Annotated in this window: 27 protein-coding genes, 1 tRNA gene and 1 pseudogene; 15 read left to right on the forward strand and 14 right to left on the reverse strand. The window is 72.6% G+C overall.

Annotation, left to right across the window (positions count from 1 at the left end; all coding sequences use genetic code 11):
• Positions 1-30 precede the first annotated feature (30 nt).
• Both ligD (AB0873_RS20490) and ligD (AB0873_RS20495) read right to left on the reverse strand, forming a co-directional pair.
• Positions 31-942 carry a non-homologous end-joining DNA ligase gene (ligD, locus tag AB0873_RS20490; RefSeq protein WP_366601326.1) on the reverse strand — a complete coding sequence of 304 codons (912 nt, stop codon included), beginning with the start codon at positions 940-942 and terminating at the stop codon, positions 31-33.
• Positions 932-1,873, reverse strand: coding sequence for a non-homologous end-joining DNA ligase (gene ligD, locus AB0873_RS20495; RefSeq protein WP_366601328.1), 942 nt, complete (start codon positions 1,871-1,873; stop codon positions 932-934). The genes ligD (AB0873_RS20490) and ligD (AB0873_RS20495) overlap by 11 nt, the downstream gene beginning before the upstream one ends.
• Before the next feature lie 85 nt (positions 1,874-1,958).
• Between ligD (AB0873_RS20495) and AB0873_RS20500 the strand changes: the two genes are divergently transcribed.
• A complete protein-coding gene (locus AB0873_RS20500; RefSeq protein WP_366601329.1) occupies positions 1,959-2,972 on the forward strand; it encodes a Ku protein in 1,014 nt (337 codons plus the stop codon).
• Between the two features lie 89 nt (positions 2,973-3,061).
• On the opposite strand, the gene AB0873_RS20505 is transcribed toward AB0873_RS20500, so the two are convergent.
• Complete coding sequence (locus tag AB0873_RS20505) at positions 3,062-3,454, reverse strand: PPOX class F420-dependent oxidoreductase (RefSeq protein ID WP_366601331.1); 393 nt, start codon at positions 3,452-3,454, stop codon at positions 3,062-3,064.
• Between the two features lie 89 nt (positions 3,455-3,543).
• On the opposite strand from AB0873_RS20505, the gene AB0873_RS20510 reads away from it, so the two are divergent.
• The 3 genes from AB0873_RS20510 to AB0873_RS20520 all read left to right on the forward strand — a co-directional run bounded on the left by AB0873_RS20510 (position 3,544) and on the right by AB0873_RS20520 (position 5,992).
• Positions 3,544-4,242 (forward strand): FKBP-type peptidyl-prolyl cis-trans isomerase, encoded by a 699-nt coding sequence (locus AB0873_RS20510; protein WP_366601333.1) that lies wholly within the window; start codon positions 3,544-3,546, stop codon positions 4,240-4,242.
• 143 nt (positions 4,243-4,385) lie between these two features.
• Positions 4,386-5,243: a hypothetical protein gene (locus tag AB0873_RS20515; RefSeq protein WP_366601335.1), complete on the forward strand. Its 858-nt coding sequence runs from the start codon at positions 4,386-4,388 to the stop codon at positions 5,241-5,243.
• A 95-nt stretch (positions 5,244-5,338) separates the two neighbouring features.
• Positions 5,339-5,992, forward strand: coding sequence for an HAD family phosphatase (locus tag AB0873_RS20520; RefSeq protein ID WP_366601336.1), 654 nt, complete (start codon positions 5,339-5,341; stop codon positions 5,990-5,992).
• Positions 5,993-6,045: 53 nt separating this feature from the next.
• Here the strand turns inward: AB0873_RS20520 and AB0873_RS20525 are convergent, their stop codons facing one another.
• Positions 6,046-6,225 carry a hypothetical protein gene (locus AB0873_RS20525; RefSeq protein ID WP_366601338.1) on the reverse strand — a complete coding sequence of 60 codons (180 nt, stop codon included), beginning with the start codon at positions 6,223-6,225 and terminating at the stop codon, positions 6,046-6,048.
• A gap of 196 nt (positions 6,226-6,421) precedes the next feature.
• Between AB0873_RS20525 and AB0873_RS20530 the strand changes: the two genes are divergently transcribed.
• On the forward strand, positions 6,422-7,447 hold the full coding sequence (locus tag AB0873_RS20530; RefSeq protein ID WP_366601410.1) for an NADPH:quinone reductase: 1,026 nt from the start codon (positions 6,422-6,424) through the stop codon (positions 7,445-7,447).
• A gap of 175 nt (positions 7,448-7,622) precedes the next feature.
• Here the strand turns inward: AB0873_RS20530 and AB0873_RS20535 are convergent, their stop codons facing one another.
• Entirely contained in the window at positions 7,623-9,272 is a 1,650-nt protein-coding gene (locus AB0873_RS20535; RefSeq protein WP_366601340.1) for a fatty acid--CoA ligase, read from the reverse strand.
• Between the two features lie 83 nt (positions 9,273-9,355).
• Here AB0873_RS20535 and AB0873_RS20540 point away from each other — a divergent pair, with 83 nt between their 5' ends.
• Positions 9,356-9,847 (forward strand): NUDIX domain-containing protein, encoded by a 492-nt coding sequence (locus tag AB0873_RS20540; protein ID WP_366601341.1) that lies wholly within the window; start codon positions 9,356-9,358, stop codon positions 9,845-9,847.
• A 1-nt stretch (position 9,848) separates the two neighbouring features.
• On the opposite strand, the gene AB0873_RS20545 is transcribed toward AB0873_RS20540, so the two are convergent.
• Both AB0873_RS20545 and AB0873_RS20550 read right to left on the reverse strand, forming a co-directional pair.
• A complete protein-coding gene (locus tag AB0873_RS20545) occupies positions 9,849-11,516 on the reverse strand; it encodes an MDR family MFS transporter (protein WP_366601343.1) in 1,668 nt (555 codons plus the stop codon).
• A gap of 149 nt (positions 11,517-11,665) precedes the next feature.
• On the reverse strand, positions 11,666-12,217 hold the full coding sequence (locus AB0873_RS20550; RefSeq protein WP_155329219.1) for a type 1 glutamine amidotransferase domain-containing protein: 552 nt from the start codon (positions 12,215-12,217) through the stop codon (positions 11,666-11,668).
• A 124-nt stretch (positions 12,218-12,341) separates the two neighbouring features.
• On the opposite strand from AB0873_RS20550, the gene rfaE2 reads away from it, so the two are divergent.
• Both rfaE2 and AB0873_RS20560 read left to right on the forward strand, forming a co-directional pair.
• Positions 12,342-14,105: a D-glycero-beta-D-manno-heptose 1-phosphate adenylyltransferase gene (gene rfaE2 / locus AB0873_RS20555; protein ID WP_366601344.1), complete on the forward strand. Its 1,764-nt coding sequence runs from the start codon at positions 12,342-12,344 to the stop codon at positions 14,103-14,105.
• Positions 14,102-14,980, forward strand: coding sequence for a glycosyltransferase family A protein (locus tag AB0873_RS20560; RefSeq protein ID WP_366601345.1), 879 nt, complete (start codon positions 14,102-14,104; stop codon positions 14,978-14,980). Before rfaE2 ends, AB0873_RS20560 begins: the two co-directional genes overlap by 4 nt.
• Positions 14,981-15,033: 53 nt before the next feature.
• Here the strand turns inward: AB0873_RS20560 and AB0873_RS20565 are convergent, their stop codons facing one another.
• The 3 genes from AB0873_RS20565 to AB0873_RS20575 are packed head-to-tail and all read right to left on the reverse strand — an operon-like array spanning position 15,034 to position 17,196.
• The gene (locus AB0873_RS20565; protein WP_366601347.1) at positions 15,034-16,140 is read right to left on the reverse strand and encodes a glycosyltransferase family 9 protein; all 1,107 of its coding nucleotides are present in this window, start codon (positions 16,138-16,140) and stop codon (positions 15,034-15,036) included.
• Positions 16,141-16,147: 7 nt separating this feature from the next.
• Positions 16,148-16,693: an Hsp20/alpha crystallin family protein gene (locus AB0873_RS20570; RefSeq protein WP_366601349.1), complete on the reverse strand. Its 546-nt coding sequence runs from the start codon at positions 16,691-16,693 to the stop codon at positions 16,148-16,150.
• On the reverse strand, positions 16,690-17,196 hold the full coding sequence (locus tag AB0873_RS20575; protein ID WP_366601351.1) for a DUF2231 domain-containing protein: 507 nt from the start codon (positions 17,194-17,196) through the stop codon (positions 16,690-16,692). The genes AB0873_RS20570 and AB0873_RS20575 overlap by 4 nt, the downstream gene beginning before the upstream one ends.
• 146 nt (positions 17,197-17,342) lie before the next feature.
• Between AB0873_RS20575 and AB0873_RS20580 the strand changes: the two genes are divergently transcribed.
• Entirely contained in the window at positions 17,343-17,960 is a 618-nt protein-coding gene (locus AB0873_RS20580) for a pyridoxamine 5'-phosphate oxidase family protein (RefSeq protein WP_366601353.1), read from the forward strand.
• A 63-nt stretch (positions 17,961-18,023) separates the two neighbouring features.
• A pseudogene (locus tag AB0873_RS20585) lies at positions 18,024-18,473 on the forward strand (SRPBCC family protein); the annotation flags it as partial.
• A gap of 482 nt (positions 18,474-18,955) precedes the next feature.
• On the opposite strand, the gene AB0873_RS20590 reads toward AB0873_RS20585, so the two are convergent.
• Positions 18,956-20,596, reverse strand: a complete 1,641-nt coding sequence (locus tag AB0873_RS20590; protein WP_366601354.1) for an isovaleryl-CoA dehydrogenase — start codon at positions 20,594-20,596, stop codon at positions 18,956-18,958.
• Positions 20,593-21,192 (reverse strand): TetR/AcrR family transcriptional regulator, encoded by a 600-nt coding sequence (locus tag AB0873_RS20595; protein ID WP_366601356.1) that lies wholly within the window; start codon positions 21,190-21,192, stop codon positions 20,593-20,595. Before AB0873_RS20595 ends, AB0873_RS20590 begins: the two co-directional genes overlap by 4 nt.
• 96 nt (positions 21,193-21,288) lie before the next feature.
• On the opposite strand from AB0873_RS20595, the gene AB0873_RS20600 reads away from it, so the two are divergent.
• Positions 21,289-21,936 carry a methyltransferase domain-containing protein gene (locus tag AB0873_RS20600; protein WP_366601358.1) on the forward strand — a complete coding sequence of 216 codons (648 nt, stop codon included), beginning with the start codon at positions 21,289-21,291 and terminating at the stop codon, positions 21,934-21,936.
• A gap of 93 nt (positions 21,937-22,029) precedes the next feature.
• Positions 22,030-22,326 carry a hypothetical protein gene (locus AB0873_RS20605; protein WP_366601360.1) on the forward strand — a complete coding sequence of 99 codons (297 nt, stop codon included), beginning with the start codon at positions 22,030-22,032 and terminating at the stop codon, positions 22,324-22,326.
• Between the two features lie 111 nt (positions 22,327-22,437).
• On the opposite strand, the gene AB0873_RS20610 is transcribed toward AB0873_RS20605, so the two are convergent.
• Positions 22,438-22,614, reverse strand: a complete 177-nt coding sequence (locus tag AB0873_RS20610; RefSeq protein WP_196255788.1) for a hypothetical protein — start codon at positions 22,612-22,614, stop codon at positions 22,438-22,440.
• A 584-nt stretch (positions 22,615-23,198) separates the two neighbouring features.
• Between AB0873_RS20610 and AB0873_RS20615 the strand changes: the two genes are divergently transcribed.
• Both AB0873_RS20615 and AB0873_RS20620 read left to right on the forward strand, forming a co-directional pair.
• Complete coding sequence (locus AB0873_RS20615; protein WP_155329232.1) at positions 23,199-23,660, forward strand: hypothetical protein; 462 nt, start codon at positions 23,199-23,201, stop codon at positions 23,658-23,660.
• Positions 23,661-23,679: 19 nt separating this feature from the next.
• Positions 23,680-24,075 carry a hypothetical protein gene (locus AB0873_RS20620; RefSeq protein WP_366601362.1) on the forward strand — a complete coding sequence of 132 codons (396 nt, stop codon included), beginning with the start codon at positions 23,680-23,682 and terminating at the stop codon, positions 24,073-24,075.
• A gap of 273 nt (positions 24,076-24,348) precedes the next feature.
• Here the strand turns inward: AB0873_RS20620 and AB0873_RS20625 are convergent.
• Positions 24,349-24,425, reverse strand: a tRNA-Thr gene (locus tag AB0873_RS20625).
• A gap of 134 nt (positions 24,426-24,559) precedes the next feature.
• On the opposite strand from AB0873_RS20625, the gene AB0873_RS20630 reads away from it, so the two are divergent.
• On the forward strand, positions 24,560-26,344 hold the full coding sequence (locus AB0873_RS20630) for a metallophosphoesterase (protein WP_366601364.1): 1,785 nt from the start codon (positions 24,560-24,562) through the stop codon (positions 26,342-26,344).
• Positions 26,345-26,429: the final 85 nt, after the last annotated feature.

Below are 26,429 nucleotides of genomic sequence, written 5' to 3' on the forward strand. Positions count from 1 at the left end.
CTACCGGAGGCGTTGACAGGGGGCCCTTCCTTACACCGGGAGCTGGGGGCCGCCGGATAGGAGGGGGGTTAGGAGGTCGCCCTGCTTCTCCACCCGCTTGAGCACCTCGGTCGCCGTGTACGGCTTGGTCGACGGTCGCTTGCCGGCCGCTCCGGCAGCGACCTCGTCCCAGGTCAGCGGGGTGGACACCGACGGCACCGACTGGGCCCGCAGCGAGTACGGCGCGACCGTGGTCTTCGCCGCGTTGTTCTGGCTCCAGTCGATGAAGACCTTGCCCGGCCGCAGGTTCTTCGCCATCTTCGACACGATCAGCTTCGGGTGCGCCTTCTCCAGCTCCTGCGCGATGCGCTTGGCGTACCCGGAGACGAGATCGGAGTCCTGGGTGCCGGCGATCGGGCAGCACAGCTGCATGCCCTTCTTGCCCGACGTCTTCGGGTACGACTCGACGCCGTCGTCGGCGAGCCGGTCGCGCATCAGCAACGCCACCTCGCAGCACTGCTTCAGCGCCGCCGGCGCGCCCGGGTCCAGGTCGACGACCATCATGTCCGGGTGCTCGCCCACCTTCCACTGAGGGGTGTGCAGCTCCAGCGCGGCGAGGTTGGCGAGCCACACCAGGGTGGGCAGGTCGTCGGCGACCACGTAGTCGATCGTCTCCCGCCCCTTGCTGGACCCGGGCACGGGCAGCGTCTCGGTCCGCACCCAGCCGGGCGTGGCGGCCGGGGCGTTCTTCTCGAAGAAGGAGCCGCCGTCGACGCCGTTGGGGAAGCGGATCCGGGTGAGCGCCCGGTCCGCCAGGTGCGGGAGCAGCACGGGCGCGATCCGCGTGTAGTAGTCGATCACCTCGCCCTTGGTGAACCCGGCCGCCGGGTAGAGCACCTTGTCCAGGTTGGACAGCTCCAGCGTGCGCCCCTCGACCTCGACGCGGAACCGCTCAGCCGGCATCCTCGACCTCCTCGGCGGGCTTGTCGGGCCGCAGCCGCAGCACCCGGGGGAAGCGCAGCCGCCCGTCCGGGGTGCGCTGGCCGTACTTCACCTCCACCACGACCCGGGGAGTTACCCAGATCGCGCCCCGGGCATCCTCGCGCGGCACGTCGCCCGCGAACGGCGACCCGCCGCCGCGCAGCGGCTCCAGTTCGCGCAGCAGCTCGCGCTCCAGGGCCGCGCCGATCCCCCCGCCGACCCGGCCTCGGTAGGTGAGCCGCCCGTCCGGCCGGGGCACCCCGACCAGCAGCCCGCCGATCTTCCGCGCCCCCGGCCGCCAGCCGCCGACGACGAAGTCACCGGTGACCTCCAGCTTGACCTTCAGCCAGTCCGGTGAGCGCACGCCCGGCCGGTAGGCCGAGTCGGCCCGCTTCGCCATCACCCCCTCCAGGCCGTGCTCCCCCGCGGCCTGGTAGGTGGCCGGGCCGTCGGGAAAGACCGGGGGCACGGCCCAGCGCGCGCCGCCCAGGCCGAGCCCGTCGAGGGTCGCGCGCCGCTCCTCCCAGGGCCGGCCGGTCAGGTCGACGCCGTCGAGCCGCAACAGGTCGAAGATCATGTACGTGACGGGCATGACCGCCGCCAGCCGCGCGGCCTTGTTCCGGTCCCGGACGTGCATCCGCTCGGCGAGCGCGGTGAACGAGGGCTGCCCGGTCTCGCCGAGCAGCACCACCTCGCCGTCGAGCAACGCGTCGTCGACCTGCCGGTGCAGGGTGGCGAGTTCCGGGTACGCGGCGGTGATCTCGACGCCGGAGCGGGCGTACAGGTGCTGCCGGCCGCCGGAGATGTCGGCGAGGGCCCGCACCCCGTCCCACTTGAACTCGTACGCCCAGCCGCCACCCGCCGGGAGCTGCCCGGTCATCGCGAGCATCGGCTTGATCGGCGCGCCGGGCACGACCCGACTGTAGTGGCACGCGGAACGCCTCGCGTCCGGTTCGATCGGATGGGAGCATGGTCGATACCGGGGAAGGGAGCGCAGGATGCGGGCCATCTGGAAGGGAGCCGTGTCGTTCGGCCTGGTCTCCATCGGGGTGAAGCTGTACTCCGCCACCGAGGAGAAGGACATCCGTTTCCACCAGGTCCACCGCGACGACGGCGGCCGGATCCGCTACAAGCGCACCTGCCAGGTCTGCGGCGAGGAGGTCAGCTACGACGACATCGCCAAGGGGTACGACATCGGCGGCGGCGAGATGGTCATCCTCACCGACGAGGACTTCGCCGAGCTGCCGCTGAGCACCTCGCGGGCGATCGACGTGCTGGAGTTCGTTCCCGCCGAGCAGGTCGACCCGATCCTCTACGCCAAGTCGTACTTCCTGGAGCCGGAGGGCTCGGCCACCAAGCCGTACGTGCTGCTGCGGGACGCGCTCGTCGACTCGGAGCGGGTGGCCATCGTCAAGGTGGCGATCCGCCAGCGGGAGCAGCTCGCGACGCTGCGCGTCCACCAGGGGGTGCTGCTGCTCAACACCATGCTGTGGCCCGACGAGATCCGTACGCCGGACTTCGGCTTCCTCGACGAAGACCTGAAGGTCCGGCCGCCGGAGCTGGCGATGGCCAGCTCACTGATCGACTCGATGGCCGGCGACTTCCAGCCGGACGCCTTCACCGACGACTACCGGGCCGCGTTGCAGGAGGTCATCGACGCGAAGGTGGAGGGCCGGGAAGTCGTCCAGCCGGAGGAGGTCGAGGAGGCCCCGGCGGCGGCGGTGGACCTGATGGCCGCGCTGAAGGCGTCCGTTGAGCGGGCCAAGGCGGCCCGCGGTGAGGCGCCGGCCCGCGGCGCGGGTGAGCCGACGCCGATCACAGCGGCGCGTTCGGCGCAGAAGAAGGCGGCCGAGAAGAAGGCCGCGAAGGCCCCGGCGAAGAAGGCGGCCGAGAAGAAGGCGGCGCCGAAGAAGGCCGCCGCCAAGAAGACGGCGGCGAAGAAGGCCGAACCGGCGAAGAAGGCCCCGGCCAAGAAGGCCGCCCCGAAGAAGGCCGCCCGCAAAACCGCCTGAGGTGTAAGGAAGGGCCCCCTGTTAACGCCAGCGGTAGAGGAGGGGACCTTCTTGACGGTGGGCGTTAAAAAGGGGCCCTTCCTTCGGTCTCAGCCGCGGCCGAGCCTGTGGGTCGGGCGGATCTTCACGATCACCCGTTCCTCGCCGGGCTGGCGGAACGGGTACGTCTCCTCCCCCAGGTACTTCTGCGCCATCCGGTCGATGTGCTCGTCGGCACCCTCCTCGACCAGCTCGGCGGTGCCCTTCACCCAGAGGGTCCGGAAGTCGTTCTCCTTGTCGGCCACCGACACCGCGACCGCCGGGTTGCGCCGGATGTTGTCGTACTTCACCCGGCCCTTGGCGGTGTTGAAGATGATGTTCTCCCCGTCGGTGTCGATCCAGACGGGTGTGACGTGCGGGGTGCCGTCGACCTCGACGGTCGCGACGTGGGCGAGCTGCGGCTCGGCGAGCAGGGCAACGTCTTCGTCGGTGAGGATCGCCATATCGGTGACGTTACCGGCGACCGCCGGTCGCGGCCCGGTGATCGTCCCGCGCACCTGACGCCTGCACACCAGGGAGCCGGGCGGGTACCGTGTGCGTCGGCCTACCCCCGGCACGCGGTGCCGGCCACCACTTCGAGCAGGGAGTCGACGCCGTGAGCGAGCGCACGCAGAACCGGTCCCAGAAGTCGGAACGGCGGCTGGCCGCCCAGCTCGCCGCGCAGAAGGCGGCCGAGAAGAAGCGTCGCCGGCAGGCCTGGGCCGGCGGTCTCGCCGGTGTCGCCGTGGTGGCGGTGCTGATCACCGTGTTCGTGATCATCGACCGCGGTCGGGACGAGGCGGACCAGGCGGCCGGCACCCCGTCGGCGAGCGCCTCCGCGCCGGCCGCCGGTGGTGCGGGCGCCCCGCTGCCGGCCGGCGCCGACCCGGCGCTGAACACCAAGCCGGTCGTGGAGGCGGGCAAGGGCGACCTCACGAAACTGGTCGTCACCCCGCTGATCAAGGGCACCGGCCCCGAGGTGAAGACCGGGCAGACCATCACCACCAACTACGTGGGCGTCTTCTACGCCGACGGCCGCGAGTTCGACTCCTCCTGGAAGCGGGGCGAGCCGGCGAGCTTCGCGATCGGCGTCGGGCAGGTCATCCCGGGCTGGGACCAGGGCCTGGTCGGCGTGACCGTCGGCAGCCGGGTGCAGCTGGACATCCCGGCGGAGCTGGCGTACGGCGACGGGGGCGGCGGCCGCCCGGCCGGTCCGCTGCGCTTCGTCGTGGACGTGCTGGCCGCCCAGTGACCCGGGCGGATCGTCCGGGATGTCGCCCCGGGGTGATGCAGTTGCCCACAGAGGGCTTCCGGCCCGTCACCCCCCGGCAGTAGGTTCGGCGTCACCCTGGGGCGTCGGCCGTCCCGGGTGACCACCGGACCGCGGAGGTGCACGTGACGGACGACGCGAGGCGGACCGCCCGCTTGATGTGGACCCACTTCGAGCCGGCGCATGCCGTCACCTACTTCCATCCGCGCGCCCGGGCGGCGTACGAGGCGGTCGGGCTGCGCGGCTACTGGCGGGGCTACTTCGCCGGGCGGGCCGCCCCGCTCGGCCCCACCGAGTCGGCGCCGGTGGTCGCCGCGTTCTACAGCTTCGCCCCGCACATGGTGCAGCGCGCCCTGCCGGCGGTGTGGAAACTGGCCACCCCGGCGGAGGCGCTGCGGGCCCGGCTGACCGGGGCCGTGCAGGCGCTCGCGGAGCTGACGTACGAGCTGCCCGAGTCGCATCTCGCCGAGGCCGCCGACCTGCTGGAGGCCGCCGCGGCCGAGGTCGAGGTGGCCGGCCGGGTGCTGGGGGCGGCCAACGCGGCGCTGCCCCGCGGCGAGTACCCGCTCGCCCGGCTCTGGCAGGCCGCCACCACGCTGCGGGAGCACCGGGGCGACGGGCACATCGGCGCGTTGGTCGCCGCCGACCTCGACCCGGTGGAGACGCTGGCCTGGCGAGTGGCCGTGGACATGTCCCCGGTCAACCTGCTGGGCCGGGGGTGGAGCGAGGAGCAGTGGGCGGCGGCGCGCGGCCGGCTCGCCGAGCGGGGCTGGCTGACGCCGGACGGCGAGCCGACCGAGCACGGCCGTGCGGGTTTCCGCGCCGTCGAGGACGCCACCGACGACGCCGCCGCCCGCCCGTGGCGGGCGCTCGGCCCGGAGCGCACCGAGCGGCTACGCGAGCTGCTCGACCCGATCGCCCGCGCCGCGCACACCGTCATCCCGGCGGGCAGCCCGATCGGTCTGCCCGCACTCCAGGCCTGAGGTCACAGCGGAGCCGACCCCGGCGATCCGCGCAGCCGGCGGCCACCCCGGCCGGGGCGCGGGCGCCGCGACCGCCCGTCCGGCAGGATGGGTACGTGGCGGATGCGGTGATCTTCGACCTGGACGGCGTGATCGTGGACTCGGAGCCGGTCTGGGAGGAGGTCCGGCGGGCGTACGTGGCGGCGCACGGCGGCACCTGGCAGGCGGACACGCAGCGCCGGCTGATGGGCATGAGCACCGGCGAGTGGTCCCACTACCTCAGCGGGGAGCTGGGCGTCGACCGGACGCCCGAGCAGGTCGCCACCGAGGTGGTCGAGGAGATGACCCGGCGGTACGCGGAGCGCGTACCGCTGATCGACGGGGCCGACCAGGTCGTGCGCCGGGTGGCCGGGCGGTGGCCGCTGGGGCTGGCCAGTTCGTCCCCGACCCGGCTGATCGCGGCGGCGCTCGCCGCGACGGGCCTCACCGACGTGTTCGGCGCGACGCTGTCGACGGAGGAGACCGCGCTGGGGAAGCCGGCGCCGGACGTGTACCTGGCGGTCGCCGAACGGCTGGGCGTCGATCCGGCCCGCTGCGTCGCGGTGGAGGACTCGTCCAACGGGGTGCGGTCGGCGGCAGCGGCCGGCATGGCGGTGGTGGCGGTGCCGCACGGGGCGTACCCGCTGGACCCGGACGCGGAGCGGCTCGCGGCGCTGGTGCTGGAGTCGATCGGCGAGCTGACGCCGGAGGTTGTCGCGCGGCTCGGCTGACCGGGGCCCCGTGGCCGCCATCGGGTCGGCGTAGGGGACGCCGTGCCGGCAGGTCAGACCGAACGGCTGCGGCTCGACCGGGGCAGGAACCGGCGTGGCGGGCGGCCGGCGTCCCACCCGCCCGGCTCGTCGGTGGTGGTCGCCGCCGGCGCGCCACCGCGTCCCGCGTCCCGGTCCGCCGGCCGCCCGGTACAGGCGGGTTCCGCGTCCTTCTCCAGCACCTCGTGTCGCATGGCCCCATCCCTCCCGCCAACTACCTCGTTGTACGGTTTCCGGGGCTCCGGGGATCGGTGTCCGTGGGCTCGGTTGCCGGCGAGTTCGTGAACGGGCGTGCCGCGCCCCGCACCGGCCGCGTCCGGAGGTGCCGGCATGAGCGGGGATCGGTCGGGTACGGCAGCCGACGGCGGACGCGCGGGTGAGGAGACGGGGATGAAGGCGATCGTGTACGAGCGCACCGGCGACGCCTCGGTGCTGCAACTGATCGACCGGCCGGTGCCGGAGCCCGGCCCCGGTGAGGTGCTGGTCCGGGTGGCGATCTCCGGGGTGAACCCGACGGACTGGAAGGCGCGCCGGCAGTGGCCGTTGCCGGCCGGCTGGCAGATTCCCGGGCAGGACGGCGCGGGGGTGATCGAGGCGGTCGGTGAGGGCGTCGACCAGATCCGGATCGGCGAGCGCGTCTGGTTGTGGGAGGCGGCCTGGCAGCGGCCGTGGGGCACCGCCGCCGAGTACACGGTGGTCCCGGCCCGCCAGGCGGTACGCCTCGGCAGCGCCTCCTTCGACCTGGGCGCGTGCCTGGGCATCCCCTTCCTGACGGCGCACCGCTGCCTGACCGCCGGCGAGTACATGCCGGACAAGCTGCACGCGGGTGCGCTGAGTGATCACACGGTGCTGGTGCAGGGTGGCGCGGGCGCGGTCGGGAACGCGGCGATCCAGCTCGCCCGCTGGGCCGACGCGTGTGTGGTCGCGACGGTGAGCAGTGCCGAGAAGGCGCAGCTCGCGGCGGCGGCCGGGGCGGACTTCGTGGTCAACTACCGCGAGCAGGACGTGGTCGAGGAGGTCCGCAAGATCGCGCCCGACGGGGTGCACACGATCGTCGAGGTGTCCGCCGCGCGTAACGCCCCGGCCGACGTCCAGTTGCTGCGGCCCGGCGGCGCGGTGTGCGTGTACGCCGACGACGGCGGCGAGGAGGTGACCCTGCCGATCCGGCCGCTCATGGTGCCGAATGCCCGCTGGCAGTTCGTGCTGGTCTACACCGAGCCGAAGGCGGCGAAGGCGCAGGCGGTGACGGACGTGTCGGCGGCGGTCGCGCAGGGCGGTGTCCGGGTGGGCGCGGAGGCGGGGCTCCCGCTGCACCACTACTCGCTGGCCGCGGCCCCGGCGGCGCAGAAGGCGGTGGAGGATGGTGCGGTCGGCAAGGTGCTGATCACCGCCGCCGGGGACGAACAACCCGGGTGAGCTGGCGCTTTTCTCCATAGCCGGGACAGAGGCGAACAAGTTTCGCAAGAATGACGGTGCGGGTCACCCCCGCAGGGACGGGCGGCCCCGGCGCGGTGCGAACGCCGGGGCCGCCCTTGGGGAGGGTTGTCTCGAAAGAGCCCTACCCCAAGAGGCGACGGTGCGCCTCGAAACGTTACGGCGCCGCCAGCTCGCGAACCTCCAGGCCGCCCTCGGCGTACCGGGACCGGACGACCTTCTTGTCGAACTTGCCCACGCTGGTCTTCGGCACAGCGTCGATGACGGCCCACCGCTCGGGCAGCTGCCAGCGCGCCACCGACCCGGCGAGGTAGTCCCGCAGCTCCTGCGCGCCGACGGTCGCGCCCTCGCGGAGCACCACCGTGGCCAGGGGGCGCTCGCCCCACCGCTCGTCCGGCACGCCCACCACGCAGGCCTCGATGACGTCCGGGTGGGCCATCAACGCGTTCTCCAGCTCCACCGAGGAGATCCACTCACCGCCGGACTTGATGACGTCCTTGGCGCGGTCGGTCAGCGTGATGAAACCGTCCGGCGAAAGGGTGCCGACGTCCCCCGTCCGCAGCCAGCCGTCGCGGAACTTCTCCTCGTCCGGCACCTCGTCGCCGACGTACTGGCCGGTCACCCACGGCCCGCGGACCTCCAACTCGCCCACGGACGTCCCGTCGGCGGCCAGCGGCTCGCCCAGCGGGCCCACGATCCGCGCCTCGACCCCCGCGGGGACCCGGCCCTGGGTGTAGCGGTACCGCCACGCGTCCTCGCCGCTCGCCCCGGCCGGCGGGCGGGCCACCGAACCGAGCGGCGACGTCTCGGTCATCCCCCAGGCGTGGATGACGCGGATGCCGTGGCGCTCCTCGAACGCGTGCATCAGCGCGGGCGGGCACGCCGAGCCGCCGACGATCACCTCGGCCAGCGAGGCGGTGTCGACGTCGTGGCTGTCCAGGTACGCCAGCAGGTCGGTCCAGATGGTCGGCACGGCACCGGCCAGGGTGGGCTGCTCGGCGGTGATCATCCCGGCGATCGGGGCGGCCTGGAGGAACCGGTCCGGCATGACCATCGACGCGCCGGAGAGGAACGCCGCGTACGGCAGGCCCCACGACATGGCGTGGAACATCGGCACGATCGCCAGAACCCGGTCGCGCGGCCCGAGCCCGAAGGACTCCGGCATGCAGACCTGGAGCGAGTGCAGGTAGATGGAGCGGTGCGAGTAGGCGACCCCCTTGGGGTTGCCGGTGGTCCCGGAGGTGTAGCAGAGGGCGGCGGCGTCACGCTCGTCCACCTCGGGCCAGTCGTAGGTGTCCGGCCGGCCGTCCAGCAGGGCGTCCCAGTGGTGTACGGAGATCCGGTCCCCGGCCGCCGCCACGAGCGGCGCCGGGTCGCCGCCGCCGACCACCACCACGTGCCGGAGGGTGGTCATCTCGCCGATGACCTTCGCGAGCAGGGGGATCAGCGTCGAGTCGACCAGCACCACCCGGTCCTCGGCGTGGTTGGCGATGTACGCGACCTGGTCGGGGAAGAGGCGGATGTTGAGGGTGTGCAGCACCGCCCCCATGCTGGGCACGGCGAAGTACGCCACGAGGTGCTCGGCGTTGTTCCACATGAAGGTGGCGACGCGCTCGTCGCCGGTCACGCCGCACTCGTCGCGCAGGGCGTGGGCCAACCGGGCCGCCTGGCGGCCCACCTCGGCGTACGTCATCCGGCGGGGTTCGGCGCCGGTCCAGGTGACCACCTCTGCCGTGCCGTGCACGGTGGAGCCGTGGTCGAGGATCCGGGAGATCTGGAGGGGGGCGTCCATCATCGTGCTACGCATGAGTAACAAGCTAGTGTCGGCGGTCACAGCTTGGGAACCCCGGATCTCCGGACCGCTCCGGCGTCGCTGCGTAGATTGTCCGGGTGAGCATCTCCTGGGCAGAGTCGTACGTCGGGCAACTGCGTGCCCTCGCCGGCGACCGCACGCTGATGTTCGTCGGCGCCCGCGCGGTGGTCCGGGACAACGCCGGCCGTGTCCTGCTGATCCGGCGCTCCGACAACGGCCAGTGGGCCATGCCGGCCGGGGCGATGGAGCTGGGCGAGTCGATCGCCGACTGCGCCGTCCGTGAGGTCCGGGAGGAGACCGGGCTCCGGGCGCTGCGGGTCAGCGCGTTCGCCCTCTACACCGGCCCGGACCGCACCCACACCAACATGTACGGGCACACCTACCAGATCTTCACCACCGCGTTCCGGGTGGAGGAGTGGGACGGCGAGCTGGCCCGGCTCACCGACGAGACCACCGACGCCGGCTTCTTCAACCGCACCCACCTGCCCAGCCCGTTGTCGGCCAGCGTCCCGGAGACCCTCGCCGACCTGGACGTCTTCGAGCAGACCAACCGCCTGATCCTCAAGTAGCTCAGAGCAGCGTCTGGGACTTGGCCTCCATCTCGGCGGCGGCCTCCTCCTTCGACTCCTTCGCCAGGGGCTTGCCGCCGGGGGCCGGGGCGTCGCCGCCGAGCCCGTCCGTGCCGCCGGTCGCGCCCTCGGGGCCGGCCCCCCGCAGCTTGTCGTCGGGCAGCGCCAGGGTGACCAGCACCGCCACGATCGCGACCAGCCCGGCGGTGAGGAACACCAGGTCCAGCGCCTCCACGAACGACGTCTGCACGGCCGCCCGGACCGGCCCCGGCAGGGCGAGGATCGTCGCCGGGTCGTTGACCGACACGTCGGCGCCGCCACCGGCCGCGACGGCGGCCCGCTGCTCGGGCGGCAGCTGGGCGATCGCGCCGGGCAGCCGGCCGGCCAGCTCCGACGTGAGCCGGGACGAGAGCACCGCGCCGAGGATCGCCACGCCGAACGACCCGCCCAGCGACCGGAAGAAGGTGGCCGAGGAGGTGCCGGCGCCCAGGTCCCGCGTCGACACGGCGTTCTGCACGGCAAGGATCAGCGACTGCATGCACAGGCCGAGTCCGATGCCGATCACCACCATGAAGAGGAAGGCGAGCCACAGCGAGGTGCGGACCTCCAGCCGGGTGAAGAGCAGCATCCCGACCACCAGCACCGCCGAACCCGCCACCGGGAACCACTTGTACCGGCCGAGCTGGCTCATCGCCCGCCCGGTGAGCACCGAGGTGACGATGATGCCGGCCATCATCGGCAGCATCAGCAGACCGCTGCGGGTGGGCGAGGCGCCCTTGACGATCTGCAGGTAGAGCGGGATGAAGATGATCGAGCCGAACATCACCAGACCGAGCACGAAGCCCGCCGCGTTCGACAGGGCGAAGGTGGCGCTGCGGAACAGCCGCAGCGGCAGGATCGGCTCGGCGACCCGGGCCTCCTGGACCACGAAGAGCCCGCCCAGCACCGCCCCGGCCGCGAACAGCCCGATGATGACGCCGGAGCCCCAGGCGTACTCGTTACCGCCCCAGCTCAACGCGAGCAGCAGGGAACTCACCCCGGCGACCAGCAGCGCCGCGCCCAGCCAGTCGATCGCGTGCTGCCGGCGGGTGAACGGCACCAGGCGCAGCACCCGGGAGCAGACCACGATGGCGAGGATCGCCAGCGGCACGTTGATGTAGAAGATCCACCGCCAGTCCGTCTCGGCGAAGTAGCCGCCCACCAGCGGGCCGGCCACCGAGGAGATCCCGAAGACCGCCCCGAAGAGGCCCTGGTAGCGGCCCCGCTCCCGGGGTGGCACGACGTCCGAGATGATCGTGAACGCGAGGGTCATCAGACCGCCCGCGCCCAGGCCCTGCACGCCCCGGGTGACGATCAGCTGGGTCATGTCCTGGGAGAGGCCGGCGAGCAGCGAGCCGACCAGGAACGCCCCGATCGAGAAGAGGAAGACCGGTCGCCGGCCGTACAGGTCGGCCATCTTCCCGTACAGCGGGGTGGAGGCGGTCGACGCGAGCAGGTACGCGGTCACCACCCACGAGTAGTGGTTGATCCCGCCCAGTTCCCCGACGATCGTCGGTAGGGCGGTTCCCACGATCGTCTGGTCGAGTGCGGCCAGCAGCATGCCGGTCATCAGACCGACCATCAGCAACCGGATCTGGCGCGCGCTCAACGCCGGGGTCTGCGTCGTCATTCCGCGTCTTTTCCCGCCCTGTCCCGAACATGCCCCCGGCGGACCCCCTTCCCGTCGACCTCCGGGTTGATCATGAAGTTGGCGGGTGAATCGGAGATCAAACCACCCGCCAACTTCATGATCGACGCGAAAGGGCCAGCGGGTGGGGGTCAGTGGGGGCCTTCGGCGAACTCTTCCACGATCTTCGTGCAGAAGGCTGGGAGGTCGGCCGGCTTGCGGCTGCTGACCAGGCCGTTGTCCGTCACCACCGGCTCGTCGACCCAGTTCGCACCCGCGTTCGTCAGGTCGGTGCGCAGGCTCGGCCAGCTCGTCATCCGGCGGCCCCGCACCACGTCCGCCTCGACCAGCGTCCACGGACCGTGGCAGATCACCCCGACCGGCTTGCCGGCCTCGAAGAAGGCCTTCACGAACCGGACCGCGTCCGGGTCGGTCCGCAGGAAGTCCGGGTTCGCCACGCCGCCCGGCAGCACCAGCGCGTCGTACCGGCCGGCGTCCGCGTCGGCGGCGGTCACGTCCACCGGGTACGTCTTCGACTGGTCCAGGTGGTTGAAGGACTGGATCTCACCCGGCTTGAGCGAGACCAGCTCGACGGTCGCCCCGGCCTGCTCCACCGCCTCGCGGGGCTGGACGTACTCGACCTCCTCCACACCGTCGGCGGCCAGGAAGGCGACCCGCTTGCCGTGAAGTGTCGTCGCTGCCATGTCGTTACCACTCCTCTCCGGGGTATGTTTCGTCGGTTCCCGCCGCCGCAGGCCCGAAACGCGGCCACCGTCACCCCGGACGGGCGCAGGTTTGACCCGGCGGCCCGGGGGGACCCGGGAAGGCATGGCAGGAGCAGCAGCGGAACAGCGCCGGCTCGCCGCCGTGGTGGAGAGCTGGCTCGGGCGCCCCGTTCTGGTCGTCGGGGACGCGATGCTCGACGAGTGGCGGTTCGCCGAGTCCGAACGGCTCTGCCGGGAGGCACCCGCCCCGATCCTCACGCTGCGGCGGCGGATCTCCGCCGCCGGTGGTGCGGCGAACACCGCCGTGAACGTGGCCGCACTCGGCGGCCGGGCGGCGCTGGTGGCCCCGGTCGGCGCGGACGTGGCCGGCGACGAGCTGCACGACTGCCTGGACCGGGCCGCCGTCTGGGACCGGACGGTCAACCAGCCGGGCCGCCCGACGCCCGTGAAGCGGCGAATGCTGGCCGGCAACCAGATCCTGCTCCGGGAGGACTCCGGCGACCCCGAGGACACCCTCGACGACGACGGCGTGGCCCGGCTGCTCACCGCGCTCGACTGCGCCACGGAGGAGCTACGGGCGGTCGCCGCCGGCGAGGCACCCACCCTGGTGGTCTGCGACTACGCGCTGGGCGCGCTGTCCGCGCCGGTCCGCGCCTGGCTGGTGGCCAACCGGGAGCGGTACGCGACGGTCGCGCTCGACGCGCACGACCTCGCCGACTGGCGGGGCCTCGCCCCGACCGTGGTGACCCCGAGCTTCGCCGAGGCGAGCCGGCTGCTCGCCCGCGCGGCAGCCCGGCCCAGCACCAACGACCTGCACCTGGACCACCCCGACGGCGACCCGTCCGACGGCCCGTCCGAGCTGACCGTGGGCGTGGCGCCCGGTGACGGCTCCTCCGCCCGGCTCGGCCCGACCGGCGAACCGGGACCCGGCGAGGACCGGGTGGCGATGACCGGGGACGGCCTCACCGTCACCGGCACCGGCGTCACCGTCAACGCGACCGCCGGGGAGGACGTGGACCGGGCGGTGCTGGCCGAGTCCCGCCTGGCCGAACTGCGGGCGCACACCGGCGCCGACGTCGTGGCGGTGACGCTGGACACCGACGGCGCGGTGGTCGGCGGGCCCGACGGGGAGCGCCGCCGCAGCCACAGCACCCCGGTGCCGGCCAGCCACGCGGTGGGGGCCGGGGACGCGTACCTCGCGGCCATGACGCTCGCGCTGGCCGCCGACGCGCCGCTGCCGACCGCCGCGCAGCTGGCCCAGCTCGCGGCGACCATCACCGTCTCGGACACCGGCACGTGTGTGTGCCGCCGCGAGGACCTGCTCGGCGCGCTCGACCAGCCGGTCGAGGACGCCGGCCGGCTGACCCTGGTGGACGCCGACGCACTGGCGACGATCGCCGACGAGCACCGGCGCGACGGCCGCTCGGTCGTCTTCACCAACGGCTGCTTCGACGTGCTGCACCGGGGACACGTCCGGTACCTGGAGCAGGCCCGCACGCTCGGCGACCTGCTGGTGGTGGCGGTCAACTCCGACGACAGCGTCCGCCGGCTCAAGGGCGCGGACCGGCCGGTGAACCCGGTCGAGGACCGGGTGGCCCTGCTGGCCGCACTGGCCTGTGTGGACCACGTGGTCGTCTTCGAGGAGGACTCGCCGGCCCGGCTCATTGAGGCCGTCCGCCCGGACGTGTACGTCAAGGGTGGTGACTACCCGCCGGAGATGGTGCCGGAGGCACCGCTGGTGCGCCGCCTCGGCGGGCAGGTCCGCACCCTCGGGTACGTGCCGGACCGGTCCACCTCGGCGATCATCGACCGGATCCGCGCACACGGCCGGGACGTGACCACCGACGCGGCGGCGGGTCAGGCGTGAACCGACCGCTCGACCTCGGTACTCCCGGAGAGTTCCGCGCCGCTCGGCTGCTCGACGTGCTGATCCCCACCCGGAACCGGCCGGCCGAGCTAGCGGTCACCCTGTCCGGGCTGGCCGCGCAGGAGGGCGTCCCCGGCTTCGGGGTGGTGGTCAGCGACCAGTCCGACGGGGAGCCCGCGTACGCGCACCCGGCGGCGGCCACGATGGTCCGGGCGCTGCGCCACCGGGGGCACCCGGTGCTGCTCACCCGCCGGCTGCCGCGCCGCGGTCTCGCGGAGCACCGGGCGTCGCTGCTGGCCGCCTCGGCCGCCCGGTACGTGCTCTGTCTCGACGACGACGTGTGGCTGGAACCGGGTGCGCTGCGCCGGCTGGTCACCGCCATGGAGGAGTTGGGCTGCGGGTTCGTGGGCAACGCGGTGCACGGCCTGTCGTACGTCGACGACGTGCGCCCGGAGACGCACCGGCACTACGAGGAGTGGGACGGGCCGCCGGTGCCGGAGCGGATCCGTCCGGGCACCCCGGAGTGGCAGCGCGCGGCGATCCATCCGGCGGCGAACCTGCTGCACGTGACGGCGAAACTGGACCTGCCGGCGGGGGCGTGGCGGGCGTACAAGGTGTCCTGGATCGGCGGCTGCGTGCTGTACGACCGGGCGAAGCTGGTCGACGCGGGCGGCTTCGATTTCTGGCGGCGCGTGCAGGAGAAGCACCAGGGCGAGGACGTCGCCGCCCAGCTCGCCGTGCTGGCGCGCCACGGCGGCGCCGGAGTCCTGCCCAGCGGCGCGTACCACCTGGAGTCCCCGACCACGGTCACCGAGCGCGAGGTGGAGGCGTGGGAGGTGGTCCTCGCCGAGGAGGACGCCCCGCAACCGGCGTGAGGTGTTGAGAGGGGACCCTTCCACTACCGGAGGCGTTAAGAAGGGGCCCTTCCTTACGCCGTCAGCAGTTCGCGGGCGGCTTGCATGACCTCCGCGGTGGGGACGTCGGTCACGAAGGAGTCGCGGTGCGGGCACTCGCCGTCGCCGGGGCGGTGCGGGTAGATGCCCGGGGTGCAGTCGACGCCGCAGACCGGGCAGTGCACGGTCCAGGAGCTGATCGGGCGGTGCCGGCCGCGCAGCGGGTTCGCCGTGTTGATGAGGTTGCCGACCCAGAAGACGCCGACCGTGGCGGTGCCGACGGCCGCGGCCAGGTGCAGGGGGCCGGTGTCGTTGGAGACGACCAGGGCGCAGCCGGCGTAGCAGCCGGCCAGGCCGCCCAGGCTGAGCGCGCCGACCAGCGGCCGCACCGGCACCCCGGCCGCCGCGACCACCCGGTCCACCACCTCCTGCTCGGCGGGCGTGCCGGTGACGAGGACCTCGTACCCGTCGCCGTGCAGCTCGCGCGCCACCTCGGCGAAGCGTTCCGGCGGCCAGCGCCGCCGGGTGTCGGTGGCGCCCGAGTGCAGCGCCACCCGGGGCCGCTCGGGCGGGCCGAGCACCTCGGCCGCCTCGGCCCGGTCGGCGTCGGTCACCGCGAGCGTCGGCACGATGGTGGTGGCCGGGGCCCCGACCAGCGCCGCGACTTCCAGGTAGCGGATCACCTCGTGCTGGTAGTAGACGTAGCGGAGCCAGCGGTCCAGCGGCGGCGCGTCCTCGGCACGCAGGCCGGCCGTCACCCGCGCGCCGAGGGCGGCGACGACCGGGTTGGAGTTGGCGCCGCCGCCGTGGACCTGCAACGCCAGGTCGAAGCGTTCCTTGCGGGCCGCCGCGAGGAAGTCGTCCATCGCCGACTCCGGCTCGCCCGGGTCCGGGGCGCGGATGCCGGGCGCGGGTGGCACCACCAGGACGCGGTCCACCGGGCCGGGCCGGTCGCGCCAGAGCTTCGCGTGCCACGGCGCGCCGAGCAGCACGATCTCCGCCTCCGGGTACGCGGCCCGGACCGCGTCCAGCGCGGGCAGGAGGAAGATGAAGTCGCCGAGCGCGTTGGCCCGGAGCACGGCGATCCGCTCGACGTCGGGCACGCGCTCGGCGGTCGGGCCGAGCAGGTTCGGGGCGACCACGTGACCCCTACGGCCGGTCGATGTCGCCGGCGGCGGTGTCCGGGTGGTGGAGTTCCCGGTCCGCGGCCGGGTCGACCGGCTTCGGCGTACGCCCGGAGACGTCCCGCGTGCCGGTGCGGCCGACGGTGATGGTGCGCGGCGCGGGTCGTGCGGCCCGGGGCAGGCGGACCTGGAGCAGGCCGTGGTCCATCACCGCGTCGATGGCGTCCGGATCCACCCGGGACGGCAGGTCCACCCGGTACTCGAAGCCGCGGGTCTCGAAGCCGCCCGGGATGCCGTGGTCGGCGTTGACCTCGGCCTCCGACCGGGCCCGTACGCACAGCTCGCGGTCGTCCAACTCGACGGCCACCTCCTCGGGGGCCACGCCGGGCAGCCGTACGACGACCTCCCAGCCGTCGGCGGTCTCGGTCAGCTCCAGGTCGGGCGAGCCGGAGCGACCGCCGACCAGCCGGCTCAGCTCGGCGCGCAGCGACTGCAACTCGCCCATCGGGTCCCAGCCCTGCTGCCGTCCGCGCCAACCCCGGCCGGAACCGCCACCGCTGTGTTCGCTCATCTCACCTCTCCGATCCGCTGGGTGGCCGCCGGGGACCGCAGCGAGCTGGGCGCGTCCAGGTTGGCGTCGCGGTCGACGCCGACGCCGAGCCGGTCGACCAGTTCCCCACCGAGCCAGGCGCTGATGCCGAGGATGGCCAGGGCGACGACCTCGATCGCGATGAGCGCGCCGCCGGCGGCCCGGGACTCGGCGTTCAGCCGGACCGCCCAGACGGCGGCGAAGAGCAGGATCACCGCCACGTTCGCGGCGGCGTGCAGGAGCGCCACCCGCTTGGCGCGGGTGCCGGTGGGGATGGCGAGCAGGTCGAACGTCCCGGCCGCCGCGGCCAGCAGGCCGCCGACCAGTCCGACGGTGATGTTCCAGTACGCGACCTCGCCGAGGAAGTCGGGACCGCCCACGGTGTCGACGATGTCGAAGAGCACCGCGGTGACGAGCAGGGCGACCGGGAACATCACCAGCATCGGGTGGACGGGGTGGCCCAGCACCTTGAGTCGGCTCTCCATGACGGGCCTCCTGCTCGGGTCCTGCCGGCGGGTCGGGTGAGGCGGTACCCCTGCCTCCGGCGGGCAAACCTCGCCCTGGTGAGGGCCGCCTAGGCTGTCGGGTAGTGGTACGTCGCCACCATGGTCAACGGACGGGGGACGGTCACGTGACGGCGGAGATCACGACCCACGAGGAACTGCGGGAGCTGCTGGGCACGCCGGCACCCCGGGCCGCCGCGAAGGAGCGGACGCGTCTGCACGAGCGGGACCGCCAGTGGCTGGCGGCGTCCCCGTTCTGCCTGGTCGCCACGGCGGGGGCGGACGGCACCTGCGACGTGTCGCCGAAGGGTGACCCGCCCGGCTTCGCCCTCGTGCTCGACGACACGACCATCGCCATTCCCGAGCGGCCCGGCAACAAGCGTGCCGACGGCTACCGCAACATCCTCGACAACCCGCACGTCGGGCTGATCTTCCTGATCCCCGGGCGCACCGACACGCTGCGGATCAACGGGCGGGCCCGGCTGCTGCGCGACGCGCCGTTCTTCGACTCCATGGTGGTCAGCGGGCACCGTCCGGTGCTCGCCGTCGTGGTCGAGATCGAGCAGATCTTCTACCACTGCGCGAAGGCGTTCCTCCGGTCGGACCTGTGGCGGCCGGAGACCTGGTCGCCGGAGGTGCTGCCGTCCCGGGCCCGGCTGGTGAAGGAGGTGGAGGCGCCGGCGGAGAACCTGGCCGACCTGGAACGCCACTACGGCCCGGAGTACGCCCGCCGCCTCTACGTTTGAGCTGACGGGCGAGGGTACTGATTCCTCGGGGTCGACGAGGACGGCCGACGAGGAGGAATCATCATGACCACGACCGTGGAGAAGTCCATCGAGGTACAGGTGCCGGTACGCACCGCGTACAACCAGTGGACCCAGTTCGAGGAGTTCCCGAAGTTCATGGGCGGTGTCCGCGAGGTGCGCCAGCTCGACGACCGGCGGATGCACTGGGTGGCCGAGATCGCCGGGGTCCGGCGGGAGTGGGACGCGGCGATCCTCGAGCAGGTGCCGGACCGCAAGGTCGCCTGGGCGGCGACGGAGGGCGCGACGAACGCCGGTGCGGTCTACTTCCAGCCGGTCGACACGGACCGCACGATGGTCCGGCTGCACCTGGAGTACGAGCCCGAGGGGCTGGTCGAGAAGACCGGCGACAAGCTGAACGTCGTCGAGCGGCAGGCCGAGTCCGACCTGGAGAGGTTCAAGTCGTTCATCGAGAGCCGGGGCGCCGAGACCGGGGCCTGGCGCGGCACGGTCGACACCGGTGCCGGCGTCGGCACGCCGGGCGTCGAGTACGCCGCGGGCACCCGGGGCGACAGCGGCAAGGCCGGTGTCTCCGGCACGGCGGTGGCCGCCGGAGCGGCGGTGGCGGGCGCGGCGGTCGCCGGGGCGGCGGCGACCGCGGCGGCCCGGCACCGCGCCGACGGCGACGAGGACGACACGCCGACGCCCACCACCGAGACGGAGTACGTGGTGACGGATGTCCCCGAGAGCGGCGTCGCCAACTACCCGCCCGCGCCCCGGCGGGACGGCTGACCGGTCGTCGCCCGACGGGCCCGGTAGCTCCCGCCGGCGGGGTGCCACCGGGCCCGTGCCGTCAGGCCGCCCGCGGCCGGACCGTCACCATCCACAGGTGACCGTCGGGGTCGGCGAACGTGCCCGCGTACCCCCAGGGTTGTGGTCCGGGCCCTTCGCATCATGGACCGGTCGGCACTCCGAAACCCATCGACGGTCGCGCTGGCTCACGCCTCCGGTGAGCCGACCTTCGGGGTGGCCCGGTCGATGATCGCCGCGTGGTCGACGCCCGCCGGCAGGGTCCCGTACGCGTAGCCGTGTTCGCCGCCGAGCCGGGACGCGCAGAAGGCGTCGGCGACGGCCGGGTGGCCGTGGCGCACCAGCAGCGATCCCTGGAGCACGAGCGCGAGCCGCTCCACCACGTGCCGGGCCCGCAGTTCCACCTCACCCGGGTCGGCCAGTTCGGTACGCAGCCGCCGCACCGCCGCGTCGAGCCGGGAATCGGCGCCCGCGGCGGCGTCCACCTCCGCCTCGAAGGCCGCCAGCACCTGCGGCTCCCGGGTGAGGGCGCGCAGCACGTCCAGCGCGGCCACGTTGCCCGACCCCTCCCAGATCGAGTTCAGCGGCGACTCGCGGAACAGCCGGGGCAGGCCCGACTCCTCGACGTACCCGTTGCCGCCCAGGCATTCGAGGGCCTCGGCGGCGTGCCCGGGCCAGCGTTTGCACACCCAGTACTTGCCGACGGCGACGGCCAGCCGCTTGAAGGCGGTCTCGCCGGCGTCGCCGCGCGCCGAACGGTCCGTCGCGCCTGCCAGCCGCAGCATGAGTACGGTCGCCGCCTCGGACTCCACCGCCAGGTCGGCCAGCACGTTGCGCATCAGCGGCTGGTCGACCAGGTAGCGGTCGAAGGCCCGGCGGTGCGCCGCGTGGTGGACGGCGGTGATCACTCCCTGGCGCATCCCGGCCGCCGCGCCGATCAGGCAGTCGAGCCGGGTCAGGTTGACCATGTCGATGATCGTGCGGACCCCCCGGCCCTCGTCCCCCACCCGCCAGGCCACCGCGTGCTCGTACTCGATCTCCGACGACGCGTTGGACCGGTTGCCGAGCTTCTCCTTGAGCCGCATCAGGCGCATCGGGTTGCGCGTGCCGTCGGGCAGCACCCGGGGGACCAGGAAGCAGGTGAGCCCGCCGGGGGCCTGGGCGAGCGTGAGGAACAGGTCGCACATCGGCGCGGACGTGAACCACTTGTGCCCGACGAGCCGGTAGCTGCCGTCCGGCTCGGGCCGCGCGGTGGTGGTGTTCGCGCGCACGTCGGACCCGCCCTGCTTCTCCGTCATCGACATGCCGGCGAGCAGTCCCCGTTTGCCGAGCGGCGGGCGCAGCCCCGGGTCGTACGTCGAGGCGGTCAGCAGCGGCTCGTACCGCGCGGCCAGCTCCGGGGCGTGCCGGAGCGCCGGGACCGCCGCGTACGTCATCGAGATCGGGCAGCCGTGCCCGGCGTCCGGCCGCCAGGTGTAGAACTTCGCGGCGCGGGCGACGTGCGCGCCCGGCCGGTCGTCGGCCCACGGCGCGGCGTGCAGGCCGTGCCCCACCGCGGTCCGCATCAGCTCGTGCCAGGACGGGTGGAACTCCACCTCGTCGACGCGGTGGCCGTACCGGTCGTGGGTCCGCAGCACCGGCGGGTACTCGTTGGCCAGCCGACCGTGTTCGATCGCCTCCGCGCCGCCGCCGAGCCGGCCGAGCTCGCGCAGCTCGGCGGCCGCCCAACCGGCCCCTTCCCGGTCGAGGCCCTCCAGCAGGGCGGGGTCATCCGCCGCGTCGTAGCCGACCAGCGGTGGTACCTGGTTGAACACCTCGTGCGTCGTCACGGTGACACTCCCAGCGCGCGGTGGATGAATCGGGTCAGTCCGGGGATGGTGTCCGGGCCGGCGACCCCGGCGGCCAGCGGGCCGACCATGGCCTCGGCGAGCGCCCCGACCAGCGCGGTCGCGGTCAGCTCCGGATCCTGCGGGGGCAGCTCACCGGAGGCCACGCCCGCCGCCACGTACCCCGCGATCAGGTCGGCGTGGGCGCGGCGGAAGACGAGCCGCTGCGCGTCGACCGCCGGGTCCACGGGTTCGGCCAGCAGCGCGTACGCCAGCCGTGGCGCCTGCAACGCCCGACCGGCGAACGTGGCGACGACGGCCGCGAGCCGCGCCGCCGCCGTACGCTCCCGCGCCGCGGCACGGGCGACCGCGTCGATCTCGCGTTGCGACGCCGTCCGGAACACCTCGGCGAACAGGTCCGCCTTGGTCGGGAAGTGGCGGTAGACGCTACCGGTGGCGATGCCGGCGCGGTCGGCGACGGCGGCGACGGTGCAGCCGGCGTACCCGTGTTCGGCCATGATCTCCAGCGCCGCGGCGATCGTCCGCTCGCGGGACGCGCTGAGCCGAGCCCTGACCCGCTCGGTCGTCCGGTACGCCACGCAAGAATTGAACCACCGTTCACTTCTTGCCGGCAAGGGGTGGGACGGCTGACCGTCACGGTCCGGGGGTGATCGCACCGGCCCTACCGTCTCGGTATGACTGAACCGTCCCGCCTGGACGCCGTACGGAAGTCGTACGACACCGTCGCCGAGGACTACGCGAAGCTGGTGCCGCCGCGGTTCGCGGCGGACCCGTTGGGACGCGGGATGCTCGGGGCGTTCGCCGAGTTCGTCCGGGCCGGCGGCGGGCAGCCGGTCGCCGACCTCGGGTGCGGTCCGGGCCATGTCACCGCCCACCTGGAGTCGCTGGGCGTGTCCGTGTCCGGCGTCGACCTGTCACCGAAGATGGTGGAGGTCGCCCGGCGGACGTACCCGAACCTCCGCTTCGACGTGGGCTCGATGACCGCGCTGACGGTCCCCGACGGGACGCTCGGCGGCATCGTCGCCTGGTGGTCCGTTCATCACCTGCCGCCGGAGGAACTGCCGGCGGTGTTCGCGGAGTTCCACCGGGCACTCGCCCCGGGCGGCCACCTCCTGGTCGGGTTCCACGTCGGGGACGAGCGCCTGCGCCCGACGCACGCGTACGGCCACCCGGTGTCCTACGACACCCACCTGTTGCCGCCCGACCACGTGGCCGAGTTGCTGAGCCGCGCCGGACTGGGCGTCGTCGCCCGGCTCGTGCAGGAGCCGGGCAAGGGGCTGAAGCGGCAGCAGGCCTGCCTCTTGGCGCGCAGGCCCTCGTAGCGCAGCCCGCCGTTCGGTTGGCTGCCCGGGCGGTCCCGCTGCGGCTCGGCGGCGCGCCGGGCCTTGCTGCATGGATGGCTGTACGGTCTTGCCGTGGCAGAGGAGTTCGAACATGCCGGGGTTCCGTACTCGGTTCAGTTTGCGTATGACATGGACGCCTGGTGCATGGAACTGAGCGAGGCGAACGCCGTTACCCGTCTGCCAGGTCCGGCCTTCCTCGTCGCGGTGGTACCGGACGAGGACATGGCCCCCGAGCCGACGATCCACGTTGGCAGCACCGGTGAACGCGACATCCCGTACGAGGTCATGCGCTGGTTCATGGCCAAGGTCGCAGAGCAGGTCGAGCAGCGTGGCGCTGGGCTGATCGAGACAGGCAGGCACGGCACGTAGGCATTTCCATGCCTGCTGATATCCGAGAGGCCGAATTCGGCAGTGCGAGGGTAAATGGCATCGACGTCTTCGCCGGTGGCCACGACGGCCCGGAACGCCAAAGGAATGCCGTCAGTCGAAATCAAAGATGCTGTGCCGGTCATAGAAGTGCAGCACGTACCTGCAGCGACGGCAGATCATCAAGGTCATGCGGTGGCTCGTCAACCCCCACCGGCTGTCCTGACGTGCCGTCTCCTGCTGGAACTCGGTGCCTCGGCAGAGCGGGCAAGAAAGCTGGGGCTCGGTCATGACGCGAGGGTAGGAAGCGACCGCCATGAACCGCGGATGCGGACCGCTCGCCGGGCAGGGCCGGACGCCTGCGGCTTCCTCATCGGCTCGGCCGAAACTCGCCGTAGCGCGCCCGCGGTGGCCATCGACCGCCGCACGTGCCACTCCGTCACGCCTCGGAAGTTGATGGCCAGGGCGACACCGATAAGGCCCATGGTCAGACTCGTCATGACAGCGGCCACGAAGCGCCATGTCTCCATCCGACCTCCCCGACGCGAGCCACCGATCATAGGTGGCCCCGCCTCGCAAAGATCAAGACTGCTGTCGGCCAGCGTCGGTGACGGCCGTAGATGATCATTGTCGCGGCGCACAACGAGGCCTGCCTAGATCGGCTGTCTCCGGTTAAGGTGGTCTCAGCCTCGCGGACACTGGCCTATGGATGGCCCATCATGGGCGCGTCGGCGGGATCTCCTCGATCAAGCAGGCTCGTCCCTGCGCGAGTCCTCCGGTCGAGGCAAGGCTCGCCGTAGGCGACCGCGGAGCGGCTTGGCCTTGGGCCTCGCGTCGGGGCAGTCGAACTGGTCGGGTTCTGTCATCCTGGCGCGGTGAAGCCCAACCTGGAGCGAATCCCGGGGAAGCAGGACCGGCAGGCGGAGGCGATCCTCGCCCGCGCGCCGCAACGCATGGATCAAAGGTTCATCAGTTCCCTCGATCCCTCTGCTTCGCTCGCCCTCGGGCGGTACGGCGCGCGCCTCGCCACACTGGCCCTGAGGCAGAACCGTCCCGACCTGCTGCGTCGTTCGTTGCTTGCAACAGGGCTCGCCGGGTGTCTGGAACCCGATGACGGCCGGGACCTCATGGTGGGTCTGGCATTGCCGTGGATTGTTGCGCGGCAGCTCGGGGCGTCCCCGGCTGCGGTGTTCGGCGATGTCGCCGACAGTCTTCCGGATGGCCCGGTCGCCGCACTGTTCGAGGCCTTCGGCGCCCGGACAGACATCACACTGGAGGCCTTCGGCTGGGAACTGGTCACAACCGCCGACGGTCCGGATTTCCGCCCGCAGCACTGATCACGAGCGAAGGGGTCCCATGAGTTACGACCTCGAGTGGGCTGATCTACCCGAATCTGCTGCCACTGCTCGTTCTCGCCTCGAGGCGTGCTCTGGCCTGGGAGACCTGTGCGTACACGCTCCCCCATGCCTGGGCGAATACGAGACGCTTGCCGCTGCCTACCAGTTCCATCTGAACATCGCCGGCATGGCCTTCTGCCGTGGCGGTATGCGCCGCACGGGCATGACCTACCAGGCAACCCCGCAGCCTTTCCCCGCCTGGCCCTTCGATGGCATCGACGACTGGCATTCCGCCGATCAGCGTCGGCGTGACGCGTACAAGGAGGCCGAACAGGCGGCCTCGGCCCAGACGGTCCCCGGAATGGTCGGCATCCCAGAGTTCAAGCTGTCGAGTAACGGCCCTTGGCTGGTATAGGAGCGAGGGAGGTCGAGCAGGCCGTCGACTGCTACCAGGCGTCGTCACCGATTTTGCGGGCAGAGTTGGAGGAAGATGACCTGTGGGCAGCCTGGATTGACTGGCTGAGACAGACGGTCAGCCACGGCGGCTTCACCGTACGATGATCCACCCGCCAGATGACGTTGGAGCCTGGCAGACGGGCGACGGTCCCGATCGTTTCCATGCCCCTGCTTCGGATGGAGAAGGCCCAGGTCATGACCGGCGATCACGCCGCTGACCTGGGCCTTTCTCTGGAGCCGCCTGACGGAATCGAACCGTCGACCTACGCATTACGAGTGCGTCGCTCTAGCCGACTGAGCTAAGGCGGCAACGAGCGTCAAGTGTACGCCACCCCTCCGGCACCGCCGAACGGGATCCCCACCACACCGCCGGCCCGAAGCCGAGGCGCGTTCGGACGTCCACCGGACAGCGTCGCGCGCCGACCGGCACTACGCTCCGGCGGATGACGGACGATCATCCCTCCGGATCGCCGGACGACCAGAGCGTGCCGCACGAACCCGCGGCCACCCCGCCACCCGGGGGCCCGCATGCCAGCGAGGCGGCCGGTGGCCGGCCCGCCCGTCGGCCGACCAGCATCGACCCGCTGGAACTCGGCTTCACCCCGCGCAAGCCGGTGCCGTGGCTCGCGCCGTTCCTGCTGATCAGCACCGGCATCCGTACGCTGCTGGCGATGCTGTTCGGGGCGTACCTGGACAAGCGTGAACTCCAGAACGCCCTCGACGCCAAGATCGCCAAGCAGGTCGGGCCGGACGGCGGGCTGTGGCTGGACTACGTCGCCGACCTGGGCGACGGCTTCAACGCCACCTACTCGGTCGCGTACCTGCTCGCCCAGCGCGAGCTGGTCGTGGACGGGCACCGCCTGCCCCGGGCGCAGACCCTCGTGATGGGCGGCGACCAGGTCTACCCGTCGGCGGCCTTCGAGGCGTACGAGGACCGGTGCAAGGGCCCCTACCAGGCGGCGCTGCCGGTCACCCCGCCCGAGCGGCCGACCCTGTTCGCGGTCCCCGGCAACCACGACTGGTACGACGGCCTCACCGCCTTCCTGCGCCTGTTCGTCCGGTCCCGGGACCGGCACTTCGGCGGTTGGGGCACCGGCCAGTCACGGTCGTACTTCGCGATCGAACTGCCGGCCGACTGGTGGCTGCTCGGCCTCGACGACCAGTCCGGTTCGTACCTGGACGACCCGCAGCTCACCTACTTCGACGCGGTGGCGGAGCGGCTGGGGCCGGAGAGCCGGGTGATCCTGGCCGTGCCGGCGCCGACCTGGGTCAAGGCCGTCGACCACCCCACGGCGTACGACTCGATCGACTACTTCATCCGCACCATCGTCGCGCCCACCGGGGCGCAGGTGAAGCTGATCATCTCCGGCGACCTGCACCACTACGCGCGGTACGCCGGCCCGGACCGCCAGATGGTCACGTGTGGCGGCGGTGGCGCGTACCTCTATCCCACGCACAAGCTGCCGGAGCGGATCGAGGTCCCGCCGCGGGACACCCTGGCCCGCCGGGCGAGCGCGTCCCGGACGTACGAGTTGGCGGGCCGCTACCCCGACGCGGCGCGGTCCCGGCGGTACGCCTGGGGGATCTTCCCCCGGCTGCCGTTCCGCAACCCGGGCTTCACCACGCTGCTCGGCACCCTGCACACGTTGCTGATGCTGGCGATGGCCGGCGTCGCGACGAACCGCGGCGGGACGGAGCAGCGGCTGTTCAGCGTGCCGCTGGTGGCGATGCTGCTCGTGACGCTGCTGGGGGCGGCGTTCTTCGCCAAGCCGCCCTCCTCCGGGGGTAAGCGGCACGTACGGCACTGGATCCTCGGTGTGGGGCACGGCGTGACCCACCTCGGGCTGGCGGCGGCCGGCACGTGGGCCTGGCTGGCGCTGCCGTTCCACGACTGGCCCTGGCCGCTGCCGGCGGTGGCCGCCGTGGTGCTGTACGGCCCGGTGATCGGTCTGCTGGCGAGCCAGGTGGTGGCCGCGTACCTGCTGGTGGCCGGCGCGTTCGGGGTCAACGTCAACGAACTCTTCGCCGGCCAGGGCATCGAGGACTCGAAGGGCTTCGTCCGGCTCTACATCAGCCCGGAGGGCACCCTGACGATCTACGCGATCGGCGTCGACCGGGTGGCCCGCGACTGGCGGATCAACCCCGACCAGTCCCCCGAGTCCTCCTGGCTGATCCCGACGACCCCACTAACCCCCCGCCTGTCCGAACCCCCGATCACCGTGACCTGACCACCGACCCACGTTGATCATGAGGTTAGCGGGTGGGTTGATCGCGAAAACACCCGCTAACTTCATGATCAACACGGCGAAACCC

Origin of the sequence: Micromonospora sp. NPDC047707, from assembly GCF_040704235.1 — a bacterium.
GTDB lineage: Bacteria > Actinomycetota > Actinomycetes > Mycobacteriales > Micromonosporaceae > Micromonospora.